Genomic DNA, 15,349 nt, shown 5'->3' with positions numbered 1-15,349 from the left:
CCCCGTTTGGGGGAGGCCTTTGTTTTGGAACGCTATGTCGTTTCTCAGAAGTAGCTTTGCAGCGGCTTCACTTCGAGGTTGCCGGCCTTCAGCGCCTTGATGGCAAGGGCTGCAGCTTCCGCACCGGCCATGGTGGTGTAATAGGGCACTTTCTGCATCAGCGTTGCGCGGCGTAGCGACTTGGAGTCGGAGATCGCCTTGTTGCTGTCGGTGGTGTTGATGACCAGCTGGACCTGACGGTTGCGAATGCCATCCTCAATGTGCGGGCGACCTTCCTGCACCTTGTTGATCTTCTCGGCTGCGATGCCCTGTTCGGCGAGGAAACGCTGCGTACCGCCGGTTGCCAGGACCTTGAAGCCTGCTTCCACCAGAATGCGAATGGCGGGCAGAACGCCTTCCTTGTCCTGATCGCGGACCGAGACGAAGACCGTGCCAGAGCGGGGGAGATCGACGCCAGCGCCCAGCTGTGACTTGGCAAAGGCCAGCGCGAAATCGGTATCGAGACCGATGACTTCGCCGGTGGAGCGCATTTCCGGTCCGAGCAGGATATCGACGCCAGGGAAGCGGGCGAACGGGAAGACGGCTTCCTTTACGGCGATGTGCTTCAGGTTGCGCGGATCTGGCTTTTCGCCGTAGGCAGCAATTGCCTGATCGAGCTTCTCACCCGCCATGACGCGGGCTGCGATCTTGGCAATCGGCGCGCCGATGGTCTTGGCAACGAAGGGCACGGTACGCGACGCGCGCGGGTTGACTTCCAGAACGTAGATGGTGCCGTCCTTGATGGCGTATTGCACGTTCATCAGACCGCCGACCTTCAGCGCCTTGGCAAGGGCTGCCGTCTGGCGTTCCAGTTCGTCCAGCGTTTCGGCAGACAGCGAACGGGCAGGCAGCGAGCAGGCGGAGTCGCCCGAGTGGATGCCAGCTTCTTCGATGTGTTCCATGATGCCGGAGACGAAGACGCTTTCGCCGTCGCACAGCGCATCCACGTCCACTTCAACGGCGTTCGTCAGGTAGCTGTCGAAAAGCAGGGGGTTCTTGCCGAGCAGCGTGTTGATCTGACCGGTCTTGTCGTTCGGGTAGCGCTGCTTGATGTCTTCCGGCACGAGGCCTGGAACGGTGTCGAGCAGGTATGTCTGCAACTGGCCTTCCGAATGGATGATCTGCATGGCGCGGCCACCCAGAACGTAGGACGGGCGAACGACGAGCGGGAAGCCGATTTCGGAGGCGACGAGACGTGCCTGTTCGACCGAGTAGGCGATACCGTTGTTCGGCTGCGCCAGATCGAGCTTCATCAGCAGCTTCTGGAAGCGGTCGCGGTCTTCAGCAAGGTCGATCATGTCCGGCGCGGTGCCGAGGATAGGGATACCGTTCTTTTCCAGCGCTTCGGCAAGCTTCAGCGGGGTCTGGCCACCGAACTGCACGATGACGCCGACGAGTTCGCCCTTTTCCTGCTCCGCGCGCATGATCTCGATCACGTCTTCGGCGGTCAACGGCTCGAAATAGAGGCGGTCGGAGGTGTCGTAGTCGGTCGATACCGTTTCCGGGTTGCAGTTGATCATGATGGCTTCAAAGCCAGCATCCTTCAGCGCGAAGGCGGCATGGCAGCAGCAATAATCGAACTCGATGCCCTGGCCGATACGGTTCGGGCCACCGCCGAGGATGACGACCTTCTTGCGGTCGGACACCTGCGCTTCGGAGCGCAGTGCGCCGACGAAAGGCATCTCATAGGTGGAGTACATGTAGGCGGTCGGAGAGGCGAACTCGGCAGCACAGGTATCGATGCGCTTGAAGACCGGGCGCACGTTCAGGCTGTTGCGCAGCTCTGCCACTTCTTTCGGGCGCTTGCCGGTCAGCGAGGCGAGGCGGGCATCGGAGAAGCCCATGGCCTTCAGCATGCGCAGGTTTTCGGCATCGGTCGGCAGGCCGTGTTCGCGCACACGCGCTTCCATATCGACGATCGCCTTGAACTGGGCGATGAACCACGGGTCGATCTTGGAGTTCTCGTGCACTTCGGCTTCGGACATGCCCATGCGCAGCGCCTGGGCCACCATGCGCAGGCGATCCGGCGTCGGCGTGCCGATGGCAGCGCGGATGGCGTTCTTGGAGCCTTCGCCTTCCTCGTAACCGGGGATTTCGATCTCATCAAGACCGGTGAGGCCGGTTTCCATGCCGCGCAAAGCCTTCTGCAGCGATTCGGCAAATGTACGGCCAATTGCCATGACTTCACCGACGGACTTCATCGCGGTGGTGAGGATCGGCGAAGCGCCTGGGAATTTTTCGAAGGCGAAGCGCGGGATTTTCGTCACGACATAGTCGATAGACGGTTCGAAGGACGCAGGCGTTGCACCGCCGGTGATGTCGTTGTCCAGCTCGTCCAGCGTGTAGCCGATGGCAAGCTTGGCCGCGACCTTGGCTATGGGGAAGCCGGTTGCCTTGGAGGCGAGCGCGGAGGAGCGCGAAACGCGCGGGTTCATTTCGATGACGACGAGGCGGCCATCCTTCGGGTTGACGGCGAACTGCACGTTCGAGCCGCCGGTTTCGACGCCGATCTCGCGCAGAACCGCAATCGAGGCGTTGCGCATGATCTGGTATTCTTTGTCCGTCAGCGTCAGCGCCGGTGCAACGGTGATGGAGTCACCGGTGTGGACGCCCATCGGGTCGATGTTTTCGATGGAGCAGATAATGATGCAGTTGTCCGCCTTGTCGCGGACGACTTCCATTTCATATTCCTTCCAGCCGAGAACAGACTCTTCGACCAGAACTTCGGTGGTTGGGGAGGCGTCGAGACCGCCGGAGACGATATCGAAGAACTCAGAACGATTATAGGCAATGCCGCCGCCAGTACCGCCGAGCGTAAAGGACGGGCGAATGATGGCCGGGAGACCGACATGGTCGATCGCTTGGGCGGCGATTGCCATGGCATGCGCCATGTAGCGCTGCTTGCGGTCGGTCTCTCCGAGGTTCCACTGGTTTTCCAGCTCGTCGAGGGCCTTATCGAGTTCGGCACCGGACAGCTTGCCCTTCAGTTCTGCGCGGGCTGCTTCGTGCTTCTTGCGGTCGGCATCCTTGATCTCGGTGGCGTTGGCCAGCATCGAGCGCGGGGTTTCGAGACCGATCTTCGCCATAGCTTCACGGAAGAGGGCGCGGTCTTCGGCCTTGTCGATCGCTTCTGGCTTGGCGCCGATCATCTCGACATTGTAGCGGTCCAGCACGCCCATACGCTTCAGGGACAGCGCGGTGTTGAGCGCCGTCTGGCCGCCCATTGTGGGCAGCAGCGCATCGGGGCGCTCCTTGGCGATAATCTTGGCAACCACTTCAGGTGTGATCGGTTCGACGTAAGTCGCGTCCGCAAGGCCGGGGTCCGTCATGATGGTGGCGGGGTTGGAGTTGACCAGGATGACCCGGTAACCTTCCTCCTTCAGCGCCTTACAGGCCTGGGTGCCGGAATAGTCGAATTCGCATGCCTGACCGATGACGATCGGTCCCGCGCCAATGATGAGGATGGATTTGATATCTTGGCGCTTTGGCATGGCTCTCGTTCCGCTTTCGTGTTGCGCAAAAAACGGCCATGGTGAGGGTTCACCGGCCGGGGCGCGCAATTCCAAATCTTTTCAGGCTAGAAGCGGCTTATAGGCAAATGTTTTGGCGAACGGAACCCCGAATCTTCGCTTTCCGACAGGAAAGTTCGCCTGTCGTAAAAGGAGCAGGCCGGGTGATCCTTCGCGCCCCATCATCCGTAAGCCTTATCAATCGCTTCAATCATCGCTTCCAACCGGATGCAGGATAAACATGATCATCGTTCATTACCTGGAAAACTCGCGCGCACACCGCATTCTCTGGCTGCTGGAAGAACTTGAGTTGCCTTGTGAGGTGAGGACCTATAAGCGCGGATCGGACATGCGCGCGCCGAAGAGCCTGAAGCAGTTGCATCCGCTGGGCAAGTCACCCGTGATCGAAGATGGTGGCAAGGTCTATGCCGAAAGCGGCGCGATCATCGAGTATCTCCTCGACACCTATGGCGAGGGCAGGTTCCGGCCAGAGAGGGGCACGGATGATTACCGTCGCTATCTTTACTGGCTGCATTATGCCGAAGGCTCGGCAATGCCGCTGCTCCTGCTCAAGCTTCTCTTCTCACGCCTGCCAAGCCAGATGCCGTTTTTTCTACGCCCTGTGGCGGGGCTTATCTCCAAGGGAGTCTCCGGAAAGCTCATCGATCCGCAACTCATCGACCATGTGGCCTACTGGGAGGCGGAGCTTTCAAGGCAAGGTTATTTTGCCGCAGACATGTTGACCGGCGCCGATATTGCCATGAGCTTTCCGGTCGAGGCGGCCATGAGCCGTGCGGACGGCGTGGGTGAAACGACGGCGATCAGACGCTTCCTTGACGCCATCCGCGCACGCCCTGCCTATCAACGCGCCCTCGCTAAGGGTGGGGCCTACAGCTACTCCCGTAGCTGACACCGGCACTCCTCTTGCGGGAACGCTTTGCGGCAATTAGCGTTTAGCGCAAGCATATTGAAGGGGAGATTGCCATGCAGTGGAGAGGGCGCCGCCAGTCGGACAACATCGAAGATAGACGCGGCATGTCCACCGGCGGGATGGGCGGTGGCGGTAGTTTCCGCTTGCCGACCGGAGGTCGGGGCGGTGGTATCGGGATTGGCGGTCTCGTCGTCATCCTGTTGATCAGCTGGGCACTCGGTATCAATCCGCTGACTTTGCTGTCGGGCGGCGACATGTATTCGGATAGCGGTAGCCAGCAACAGCAGCAGACGGGCACGCGCCCGCAAGGCCAGTCTAGCGACGAAACCACAGCCTTTGTCCGAACTATTCTGGCAGAAACGGAAGATACCTGGGGCAAGATCTTCCAGGCTTCCGGCGAGACTTATCAAAAGCCGACGCTCGTGCTGTTCTCAGGCCAGGTGCGCTCCGCTTGTGGTAACGCAACATCCGCATCCGGTCCGTTCTATTGCCCGGTGGATCGCAAGGTCTATCTTGACACAGACTTCTTCCGCGAGCTTTCGCAGCGCTTCGGTGCTTCGGGCGATTTTGCCCAGGCCTATGTAATAGCGCACGAGGTGGGCCACCATGTGCAGAACCTCACCGGCGTGCTTCCTGAATTCAACCAGCGCCGCCAATCCATGAGCGAGAGCCAGGCGAATGCTCTTTCGGTGAAGGTTGAACTTCAGGCCGATTGCTATGCCGGAATCTGGGGCAAGTCCACGCAGCAGAAGGGCATTCTTGAAGCTGGCGATCTGGAAGAGGCGCTGAATGCCGCCCATCAGATCGGTGACGATACGCTGCAGAAGAAGACGCAGGGCTATGTGGTTCCCGACAGCTTCAACCACGGCACGTCGGCGCAACGCGTCGAATGGTTCCGCCGCGGCTTCGAGAGTGGGCGGGTCGAGGACTGCGATACGTTCTCCGCTGACATTTGATCGTCGTCCGACGCTCTTTCTGTAATCCTCGCCCGTGAGGCGAGGATCGTATTTTCTCGACAGTCATCAATGACCAATGGATCCTCGCCTCAAAGGCGAGGATGACGGTGGCGCGGGCGTGATGGATAGTTCCGTCAACCCGCCAGCCTTTGAAATGAAGTTTCGTTCTCTCCACTCCCCATATTCTCCCAGCTTCCACCTGTCTCGTAGCGCCAGGCAAGCTGGCCTTTCTCGCCCATCACGACTAGTGAAACCCAGCCATTGTCGAAAAGTGCCTGGACCTGCGGATGCCGCCGGAGAATGTCGATGATCGCCTCCTTCGGGGCCTCGACCGCCACCGTCAGCCGTAGCGGCTCATGGACGAGATTTTCGCCATCATGGACAGACTGCCAAGGAAGGCCGGCGCGCAAGTTGCCGCCATTGCCTTCGACAACGCCGATGCCGCCGACGACATTGTGCAGCAGCTTGTTGCCTGCGCCGAACAAGGATGGTGCGACCGCAGAGCCGAAATATTGCAGGCTGATCCAGCTTGCGACGACCACGGGGGCGGTCAGGATAAGTTCGAGGATCTTGAAGTCCTCGTCCTTCTGCCAGACATAATCGTGCAGGAAGGCCTGGCCTTCCAGAGATCGACCCGCTGTGCGTGACCGGGGAGCGGCGATGAAGGCGCGGCACCCCGCAAGCCCGAGTTCAGGCCTTGTTTCGGACCAGTCGCGGGCGCGAACGGTCAAATTCTTGCCCGTTGCCCGCGGAAGACGCTCTGCCCGCTTAGCTCTCGTCAGACGGCCTGCATCGGTCAGCCACTTGCGGATTTGCGCGAGATCCTTGTGCGCGATGTCGCTGTCCAGATCGGCTTCGAACAGCGTCACGCCGTCGGTGGTAGTATCGTGCAGACCGGCGATGAAGATGGTATCGGCCGGAATGTGGATACCCTTTTCTGACAGCGCGTCGCGCACAGCCCGGTCGTTGATCAGGTCTGCCAGAAGCCGCGCATTGACATCACCCGCATGACCGCCGCAGGCGCCGCAATGGAGTGCGCTGGCATAGGGGTTGTTGACGACATTGGCGCCGTGGCCGCAGATCAGCACGAAGCGAGCGAAGCCTTCTGTCAGTGACATGGCTTTCAGCACCTTTTCGGCTATGGCAGCTCTCGTTTCCAGATCGATATCCTGGGAGAAGCGAGGCTTGACCTTGTCCGGCGCGTTGCCCTTGGTCAAACGCAGGCCGTCGCGCAATAGCTTGCCGGCATAGACCGGACCCATCGCCTCGACAAAGGCGAAGGAGGAAACGGCGGCAAGCTTGAACCTGCCCCAGGCGCGAATGCCACGGGCACCGAAGCGGGCTTTCTGATCTGCACCCTTGTCGTCATCGACGGCGCTGCAACTGAACACCGAGGGTTTCAGCAGGACCGGAAGCCTGTGTTCGGCGGTATCTGACGCGAAAGCGTGGTGACTTGTGCCGAGACCGAAGAAACCGGCAAAGCCCAGCGTGCGAATTCTGGCGTCCATGGTTTCGAGCGAGCGCCGCAACACTTCGGAACGTACATCGATGCAGAAAGCTGCCTGGAGAATGGGGCGCTGGTCTACGTCCTTGATCTCGCAAGGGGTAGCAAGCACAGCGGCGAGCTTGCGCTCTGCCGCCCGTTCGGCAGCAGCTTGGAGGATGCTGTCAATCAGCGTGTCGCGACCGGGCGTGACCGGTTCGACATGAGCCTTGCGAACATTGCGCCATTCGCTTTCGATGTTTGTCTTATGCCGCAGGTAAAGCGCTTCTTCGAAAATCAGCCTGATAGCAAGGAGTTCGAGCGCAGTCGTGTCCTCACCACCGTCGATCTCCGCCTTGAACTGCATGTGGCGGGCAAATTGCGCCCAGCCGCCAAGAGTGAGCAGCAGTTGATGGAAATAGGTTCCCGGCTCTGCGCCAAGGCCGAGCGAAACCGCTGCCCGCTCGATTGCCGCGTGGGGCGTTTCCGGCGTATCGGCCACATGGGTGCCGAAGTCCTTCAGGCCTAGAATTTCCGGCGTCAGATCGTGCGTGGCAAAGGCCCGCCAGGCGGCGTAAAGCCCGTTGCGACGAGACGCTGCCCACAGCGCCTGGCCTTGATCGAAAAAGCCAGCTGCAAAAGTACCGATACGATCCGAAACGATGCCTGACCAGTCCTTGTCGCTTGTCCGTCCAGCCAGATCGGCCACTGTTGGAAGCGCGGCAACTGTAGGTGCATTACTGAGCAGCGCGGCCTTGATTTCATCCAGGTCGATGTCCTTCGCGATAGAGCTTGTCTTGAGCCCTGCGAGGAGGTCCTCGTCGGTCATGTCGCCTCTGGCGAGTTTATCGGCAAAGTGCTTGCGAGGGAGCGAAAGGCGCACGCCGCCGATCCGGGCCAGCAGCGCCGCGGTCTGGTCGAAGCTATCCTCCACCTGGCCAAGGAAAGGGTTGACGGCAACGGTCGCCGTCAGAGGCCAGGCCGGTGGTATGGCTTTAACGGCATCGGCTGCGGCCTTTGCGAGAGTGTCGCCGTGCAGTGTGTCGATAGTGATGGTGCCGGTCATGAGTTCACTCCTTCACGGAAGCCGAGGTTGCAGAGGCAGATGCGGGAAGTCTCCAGCCGCCAAGCAGGCGATCGAAGAGGGCGTTGGCGTAAAGCCCATTTGCGAGATGTACGCGCAGACCTGCCGCCGCCGGATGATAGGCCCAGAGGGGAAAGAGCGACTGGGCGACCGCCACAAGGCCGAAGGTAATGACGGCCAGCAGCATCAGCGTCCATTCCAATGGACCAGGCTGGGGCGGAGGCGGGAGCGTGCCGTGCATCAGCCCTTCCGCAATTTTCTGCAAGGCGAAGTAGGCGGTGGCGGCCAGGACGGCGTAGAGGGACGTCCGCCAGGTCAGCGCCCAAGGTGCGGCATCGGCAAGACCCTGGGCGATGAGGTAGGCGACGCCGAAGATGAGGATCGCACCGAGAGCAAGTGACTGTGGCGGTTTGTCGCCGAAACCGAAGAGGAGGCCAATCACAGCATAGATCGCGAGAGCTAGAAGGAAGGCGCGGGTGACCGCCTTGGCGTTGGGGATGGTGATCGGGCCAGGGCGACGGATGGAGGCGACGGTTTCTATGGCCGAACCTGAGGAGAGGAAAGAATGCGCCTTGTAGAGCGAATGCGCCACGATGTGCAGAAGCGCGATGGGGAAGAGCGCCAGGCCGCATTGCAGGATCATGAATCCCATTTGCGCGACCGTCGACCAGGCAAGCGACGTCTTGACCGCGGACTGAGTGAGCATGACCACGCTGCCGAAAATTGCGGTGAAGCCGCCGACCATCACCAGAACCGCAAGCACGATTGGCGCCTGGAGCATGATATCGGCGAAGCGAATGAGGAGAAAGCCGCCGGCATTCACGACGCCCGCATGCAAGAGCGCAGAAACCGGCGTTGGCGTTTCCATGACTTCCGTCAGCCAACCATGGGTTGGAAATTGCGCAGATTTCAAAAGGGCAGCAACAGCCAGAAGTGCTGCAGCGGCAATCGTCAGCGGCATACCCTGTCCCTGCTGGGCTTTGATCAGAATGGTGGCGATGTCACCGGTCCTGAATGCGATGGCCAGCAGAATTACAGCGAACATCAGGGCGACATCGCCCAGCCGTGATACGAAGAACTTCTTGCGGGCTGCGCGTGTGGCCGCAACTCGCTCGGGGTAGAAGATCAGCAACTGATGAAGCAGAAGACTTGCCGCGCACCAGCCGACGACGAGCTGCAGTAACGTACCGGCTTGAACAAGCAGAAGAACCGCCGCAAGTGTTGCCGTCATCCAGCCAGTGAACGGTCCTTGCCGGGCTTCGCCGTCAAGAAACGTCCCTGCGTAGCGCAGCACGATCCATCCGATGAAGGAAACGAGGAGGAGCATGGTGAGGCTGACAAGGTCAAGTCTCGAGGCGAGCGCGACGTAGCCGTAGCCGATCGCCGGGCCGGTGCCCGGTCCCTGGAACGTGAGGACAAGGCCTGAAAGGAGCGCAATGACGATGGACGCCAGGGCGGCAAGTTCAGCGACGCGGATCGCTGCACGGGGCCGAAGACCAGGTGCCTTGAAAGCACGATACGAGGCGTAGGCGAGAAAAAGCGGAGCGAGGAGCGGTAGAGCGTAGATCACGAAAGTTCTCCGTTCGGTGGGCTGCTTGGGAGGAGCAGGGATAAGTGGGCAACGGAGTAGCAGGAACCAGAATCGCATAAAAATTCATTGTTTCTGCAGTAACGTTCTATAAAATAGAACGATGTCTGATCTCAATTATCATCATCTTCGCTATTTTCGCGCTGTCGCTCATGACGGCAATCTGACGCGCACGGCCGAACGGTTGAACCTGTCGCAGTCTGCATTGTCCATCCAGATCAAGCAGTTGGAGGAGCGGTTGGGCCACGCGCTGTTCGAGCGGCGCGGGCGGCAGCTTTACTTGACCGAAGCGGGCCGTATCGCGCTCGACCGTGCCGATACGATCTTTGCCGCTGGTGAAGAACTGATCGAAACGCTGAAGGAAACGGGGCGAAGCCGCCGTGCCATTCGTATTGGCGCACTGGCCACGCTGTCGCGCAACTTCCAGATCGAGTTCCTGCGCCCGATCATGGGGCGCTCGGATGTCGACATGATTCTCCGTTCGGGCAGTACGAGCGAGCTTCTGCGCGCGCTGGAAACGCTGAACCTCGATATCGTTCTCTTGAATCAGCCGCCGATGGCCGATTCCGTTACGCCCTTCATCGCGCAACACATCTATCAGCAACGGGTCAGTCTCGTTGGCAGACCGTCTTTGGGCAAGGCGGGAGCAACCCTCGCTGATCTGCTGGCCGAACATCCGGTGATCCTGCCGACGCTCGAGAGCGGCGTTCGCTCCCAATTCGAGGCCTTGATTTCGCGTCTGGGTCTCATCCCGCAGATTGCCGCCGAGGTGGATGACATGGCTATGATGCGTCTTCTGGCTCGAGAAGGAGCAGGGCTTGCCGTTCTGCCTCCCATCGTGGTCAAGGGGGAACTAGAAGCCGGAACGCTCATCGAGTTCGATGCGCTGCCGGGCATGGTCGAATCCTTTTACGCCGTCACCATCAAGCGTCGGTTTCCCAATCCGCTGTTAAAGCCCCTTCTTCAAGGCGTTGAGGATGACCGGACCGAGGCTCTCAATCCTGGCACGTCTGGTCCCGCAAGGTCTCGTCATGAATGAAACGGCCAGAGGTCGGGTCGTCACAGACATCGATATGTCTGTTGATGGAGCTGAATAGCTCGAGGGTCAGCACCAAGGCAGCCAGCACAGATAGCCCGATGACTGCGAACACAGACTTCGTCTTACGTGACAAGCGAGGTCCTCCTTGATCGAGACAGGAGCGCTCCTATTGCGCATCATGATCGCCACAGCATCTGGCGTCGATGCAAAAAAGCAGAGAGTTCGGTGTGTGCCGATAGAACGACGGCGCTTTATGCTATCGCCAGTGCGGTGACGAACATGCCGAGAGCGAAAATCGTGTGAGCGACAAGGTTCAGTGCGCGCACCTTGTTGGGGTTGGGGGTCTTCGAAGCGGCCCAGCCGATGCCGAGGCCGGGTTGAAGCAAGAACCAGCCTGCGGCAACGGTGACGATCCCCACGATGAAGGGCAGTAGGAAGGTCGGCGCTGCAAACCAGCCCGGCGGCACAATGAGCGCAAGCAGAACGCCGTAGAGGATGCCGACCGCATAATGAGCGATCCAGCCAATTGCCACCTCATTGGCGTGCGGCTCAGCGGTTGCAATGCTGTCGTGGAAGACTGTGCCTTTCTGAAGGTGCCAGAACCAGCGACCGACGGGTCCCCAGTTCGCGGCGGGTTGGCCGAAGGCACGATGGAGGACGATTGCCCAGATGTCCATGAAAACCGTGCCGCCTATTCCCATCGCTACGCCGCGCCAGAGAATTTCCCCCATTCGTCGTTCCTCCCGAATCTCGATTGCGAAAACATGTCTTGCGCCTGGGTGTGAGGCAAGGGCAGGTGCAGGCAGAAAGGCTTCATTTTTAGACAGGGCGCCTTTTTCTTGCGCAGGTCAGCCAAGTCTTTTATGCATTGGAGCGACCGCTTCCAGCATCCTCTGGAAGCGGTTTCAGTTTGAGGGTGAGATCATGTCTTCGTCGGAAGTTGTCGGGAACGTGTCGCAGGGCGGCAGTTCATGGGCGGCGCATTTCCGTGCCACGCTTGCATTGGGCATTCCGCTGATCGGGGCGCAACTTGCGCAACTTGGCATTCATACCACCGATATGATCATCGTTGGTCAGCTTGGTGCGGAGAAGCTTGCCGCCATGGTGCTGGCTGGCCAGTTCTTCTTTGTGGTCTTCATCTTCGGTACGGGCTTCTCGGTTGCCGTCGTTCCCATGGTCGCCAATGCTTACGGGCAGGGGGATGCGACATCGGCGCGGCGAGCGCTGCGCATGGGCATGTGGGTGGCGATAGCCTACTGGTTCCTGGCGCTTGGCATCTTCTACAATGCGGAGCGCATTCTGCTGGCACTCGGGCAAAACCCGAATGTGGCACAGCTGACGGGCGACTATCTCGCCATTTCCAAGTTTGGCCTGCTTCCGGCGTTGTTGTTTTACGTGATGCGCGGACTCGTCAGCGCGATCGGTCGTGCCAGCGTCATTCTCTACGCCACCATTGCCATGCTGTTGCTCAACGGCGTGCTTGCCTATGCTCTGGTACTCGGCCACTTCGGATTGCCCGCCATGGGTATGAATGGCGCTGCTATCGTGGCCGTCATCGTCAATACGTTCAGCCTCATCTTCATTGTCTTCTACGTCCAGACGCGGGACGAAACCAGGCAATACGAGCTGTTCGTCCGTTTCTGGAAACCAGACTGGAATGCGCTTGGCGAGGTGCTACGTCTCGGTCTGCCGATCAGCATCACCATATTGGCCGAAACCATGCTGTTTTCCGCAGCGTCCATTCTCATGGGTCAGATCGGCACCATCGAGCTTGCGGCGCATGGCATCGCTCTGCAATTGGCATCGATTGCGTTCATGATCCCGCTTGGACTGTCGCAGGCGGCGACGGTACGGATTGGTGTCGCGCATGGTCGCGGCGATTACCCGAACCTCATTCGCGCTGCGATTACGATCTACGTCGTTGCCTGTGTCATTGCGCTGAGCGGTGGCATTCTCTTCGCAGCCATTCCCGGCAAGCTGGGCGGTCTGTTCCTTGACGCACATCTGCCGGAGGCGCCTCAGGTTCTCGCTTACGCGAGCTCGCTCATCATCATGGCGGGGTTGTTCCAGCTGGTAGATGGCATCCAGGCAGTGGCGGCGGGTCTGCTACGCGGCCTGAAGGATGCACGTATTCCGGCTATACTGGCGTTGATTTCCTACTGGCCGATCGGTTTTGCGCTTGCCTGGACCATGGCGTTCCCGCTCGGCTTCGGTGGCGTGGGGGTCTGGTCCGGATTTGTCGTCGGCCTGACGGCAGCAGCGATCATGCTGACCACACGTTTCTACCGGTTGGTGAAGCGTGAAATGCAAACGGCCCGCGGTTAAGCGGGCCGGTTATAAGTTCAACTGATCTTTGAATCTTATCAGCGCTCTGCGAGGGCCGGTTCGCCCTTCTTCTCACGCAGCAAATTGACGAAACGGCGGAAGAGGTAGTGGCTGTCCTGCGGGCCAGGAGACGCCTCCGGGTGATGCTGCACCGAGAAGACCGGCTTGCCGGTGATGCGCAGGCCGCAATTGGTGCCGTCGAAAAGCGAAGTGTGAGTCTCTTCAACGCCTTCCGGCAGAGACTTCGCGTCCACTGCAAAGCCGTGGTTCATCGAAACGATTTCCACCTTGCCGGTGGTGAAGTCCTTAACCGGGTGGTTTGCGCCGTGGTGGCCCTGGTGCATCTTCTCGGTCTTGGCACCAACGGCAAGGCCGAGCATCTGGTGGCCAAGGCAGATGCCGAAGATCGGCAGCTCGGTCTTGATCAGGTTCTGGATCACCGGAACGGCGTAAGCGCCGGTTGCCGCAGGATCTCCCGGGCCGTTGGAGAGGAAGACGCCATCCGGCTTCAGTGCCATGATGTCTTCAGCAGAGGTCTGAGCCGGAACGACGGTGACCTTGCAATCCAGACCGGCGAAGAGGCGCAGGATATTGCGCTTCACGCCGAAGTCGACGCAAACGACATGGTATTTGGCGTCTTGCTCACCGAGCGTGCCGTAACCTTCGCCCCAGACCCATGGCGTTTCGTTCCAGACGGAGGACTGGCCTGACGTCGCTTCGATAGCGAGGTCGAGACCGACGAGACCGCTCCAGGCCTTGGCTTCATCCTTCAGCGCTTCGATGTCGAAGACACCGTTCGGGTCGTGGGCGATGACAGCGTTCGGTGCGCCGTTCTCACGGATCCATGCGGTCAGCGCACGGGTGTCGATGCCGCAGAGACCGATGATGCCGCGGCTCTTCAGCCAGGCGTCGAGATGCTTGGCGGCGCGGTAGTTCGACGGATCGGTGATGTCGGCCTTGAAGATGACGCCGACCGCGCCGTGGCGTGCTGCCGGCGTCAGGTCTTCGATGTCTTCGTCGTTGGTGCCGATATTGCCAATATGCGGGAAGGTGAAGGTGACGATCTGGCCGAGATAGGACGGGTCGGTGAGGATTTCCTCATAGCCCGTCAGCGCGGTGTTGAAGCAGACTTCCGCCTGAACCTTGCCTGTTGCGCCGATACCGGTTCCCTCGATCACGGTGCCATCTGCAAGAACGAGCATGGCGGTCGGTTTGCGTGTTGTCCAGGGAGCTGTCTCGGTCATCTCGTTTTCCGTTTCTGCCGGTCCGGCCCGCCTCTTGAAAGGCAGGACGAAAGCGGTCATGTTTTCTCGCGGAGTAAGGACGCGCGAAAGCCTTCGCGTCGTAACCTTCGTTAAATTCTCGTGCAGGTGCCGGAAAATAACGGAAGCGGTCCGTGCGGTCAACCGCGAGGCCGGTGAATCCGCAGGAATTAAAAGCAAGCCTGCTCAAACACTTAAGCAAACAGTTTGCCGATTGGCGCCTGCTCGTTTATGTCACCGGCACAATTGTTAAGGAAAGGTCTGCGCTGGGAATATCTTCCGGCCCGGCTCTTCCAAGGAGAAACAGAGATGATCCGCGATACATTCGCAAGCGCCCTGAAAGAAGCCATGAAGGCCAAGGATGCCCTTCGCCTTTCGACTATCCGTCTGGTGCAGACGGCCATCAAGGATCGCGATATCGCCAATCGCGGCGTCGGCAAGGAGCCCGTGTCGGACGAGGAAATCCTGCAGATTCTCGCTAAGATGATCAAGCAGCGCGAGGAGTCTTCCGCCATCTACGAAAAGGCCGGGCGTGAGGAGCTTGCCAAGCAGGAGCGCGACGAGATCGCCATCATCAAGTCCTTCATGCCGGAAGAAATTCCCGAGGCCGAGGTTCGCGGCATCATCGAAGGCGTGATTGCCGAGACGGAGGCATCCGGCCTGCGCGACATGGGCAAAGTCATGGCGGTTCTGAAGGAGCGCTATCCCGGCCGTATCGATTTCGCCAAGGCATCCGCGCAGATCAAGGAACTGCTGAAGTAATCCTTCGAGCTTTGCCGGAGTGTAAAAATAAGAAAGGCAGGGCATATGTGGGTGCCCTGCCTTTCTTTTACCGGAAGGTACGCCTGCGGACGGGCGTTCTCTTATAGGGCAAGCGGTGGGGGGATGTTGCCCTGGCCTTCCGAATTTACTCTCAACACTCGACCTCATGTCGATGATCAGAGAGTGCCACGCGTCTTCTGGTTCTTCAAATTACAAATAGGTAATTTGGAGCCGATGGTTTCTGCCGCAATTTTGCCCGAAGTTTCGATAGAGGCGGTGATCTGCGTCGGAGAGCGCTGTGCGTACCATCGAACGCAAAAAGGACGCTTTGCCTTTTTGAAACTACGCATCGTGCTTTCCGAAAACAGCAT

Annotated in this window: 10 protein-coding genes; 5 read left to right on the top strand and 5 right to left on the bottom strand. The window is 59.6% G+C overall.

Going from position 1 to position 15,349, the window contains the following annotated elements:
- Window positions 1-44: 44 nt before the first annotated feature.
- A complete protein-coding gene (gene carB, locus ACQZ5M_RS03120) occupies window positions 45-3,530 on the bottom strand; it encodes a carbamoyl-phosphate synthase large subunit (RefSeq protein ID WP_449079056.1) in 3,486 nt (1,161 codons plus the stop codon).
- A 259-nt stretch (window positions 3,531-3,789) separates the two neighbouring features.
- On the opposite strand from carB, the gene ACQZ5M_RS03115 reads away from it, so the two are divergent.
- Together ACQZ5M_RS03115 and ypfJ are read left to right on the top strand one after the other, a co-directional pair.
- The gene (locus ACQZ5M_RS03115; RefSeq protein ID WP_296078261.1) at window positions 3,790-4,458 is read left to right on the top strand and encodes a glutathione S-transferase; all 669 of its coding nucleotides are present in this window, start codon (window positions 3,790-3,792) and stop codon (window positions 4,456-4,458) included.
- Window positions 4,459-4,532: 74 nt separating this feature from the next.
- Window positions 4,533-5,435 (top strand): KPN_02809 family neutral zinc metallopeptidase, encoded by a 903-nt coding sequence (ypfJ, locus tag ACQZ5M_RS03110; protein WP_296078259.1) that lies wholly within the window; start codon window positions 4,533-4,535, stop codon window positions 5,433-5,435.
- Window positions 5,436-5,569: 134 nt separating this feature from the next.
- Here ypfJ and ACQZ5M_RS03105 read toward each other — a convergent pair whose 3' ends face one another.
- Complete coding sequence (locus ACQZ5M_RS03105) at window positions 5,570-7,984, bottom strand: YbcC family protein (RefSeq protein WP_449079055.1); 2,415 nt, start codon at window positions 7,982-7,984, stop codon at window positions 5,570-5,572.
- A 4-nt stretch (window positions 7,985-7,988) separates the two neighbouring features.
- Window positions 7,989-9,572 carry a proton-conducting transporter transmembrane domain-containing protein gene (locus tag ACQZ5M_RS03100; RefSeq protein ID WP_296078255.1) on the bottom strand — a complete coding sequence of 528 codons (1,584 nt, stop codon included), beginning with the start codon at window positions 9,570-9,572 and terminating at the stop codon, window positions 7,989-7,991.
- Window positions 9,573-9,693: 121 nt separating this feature from the next.
- Between ACQZ5M_RS03100 and ACQZ5M_RS03095 the strand changes: the two genes are divergently transcribed.
- Window positions 9,694-10,629: a LysR family transcriptional regulator gene (locus tag ACQZ5M_RS03095; protein ID WP_449079054.1), complete on the top strand. Its 936-nt coding sequence runs from the start codon at window positions 9,694-9,696 to the stop codon at window positions 10,627-10,629.
- Window positions 10,630-10,880: 251 nt separating this feature from the next.
- Here the strand turns inward: ACQZ5M_RS03095 and ACQZ5M_RS03090 are convergent, their stop codons facing one another.
- Window positions 10,881-11,360 carry a DUF2938 domain-containing protein gene (locus tag ACQZ5M_RS03090; protein ID WP_449079053.1) on the bottom strand — a complete coding sequence of 160 codons (480 nt, stop codon included), beginning with the start codon at window positions 11,358-11,360 and terminating at the stop codon, window positions 10,881-10,883.
- 193 nt (window positions 11,361-11,553) lie between these two features.
- Between ACQZ5M_RS03090 and ACQZ5M_RS03085 the strand changes: the two genes are divergently transcribed.
- Window positions 11,554-12,954, top strand: a complete 1,401-nt coding sequence (locus ACQZ5M_RS03085; protein WP_449079052.1) for an MATE family efflux transporter — start codon at window positions 11,554-11,556, stop codon at window positions 12,952-12,954.
- 38 nt (window positions 12,955-12,992) lie between these two features.
- On the opposite strand, the gene carA is transcribed toward ACQZ5M_RS03085, so the two are convergent.
- Window positions 12,993-14,198, bottom strand: a complete 1,206-nt coding sequence (carA, locus tag ACQZ5M_RS03080; RefSeq protein ID WP_296041585.1) for a glutamine-hydrolyzing carbamoyl-phosphate synthase small subunit — start codon at window positions 14,196-14,198, stop codon at window positions 12,993-12,995.
- A 327-nt stretch (window positions 14,199-14,525) separates the two neighbouring features.
- On the opposite strand from carA, the gene ACQZ5M_RS03075 reads away from it, so the two are divergent.
- A complete protein-coding gene (locus ACQZ5M_RS03075) occupies window positions 14,526-14,978 on the top strand; it encodes a GatB/YqeY domain-containing protein (protein ID WP_296016272.1) in 453 nt (150 codons plus the stop codon).
- Window positions 14,979-15,349 lie beyond the last annotated feature (371 nt).

The organism is Rhizobium sp. 22-785-1, assembly GCF_053521965.1.
Note: the sequence above shows the minus strand (reverse complement) of the source record. Positions and strands in the feature narration are given on the sequence as shown.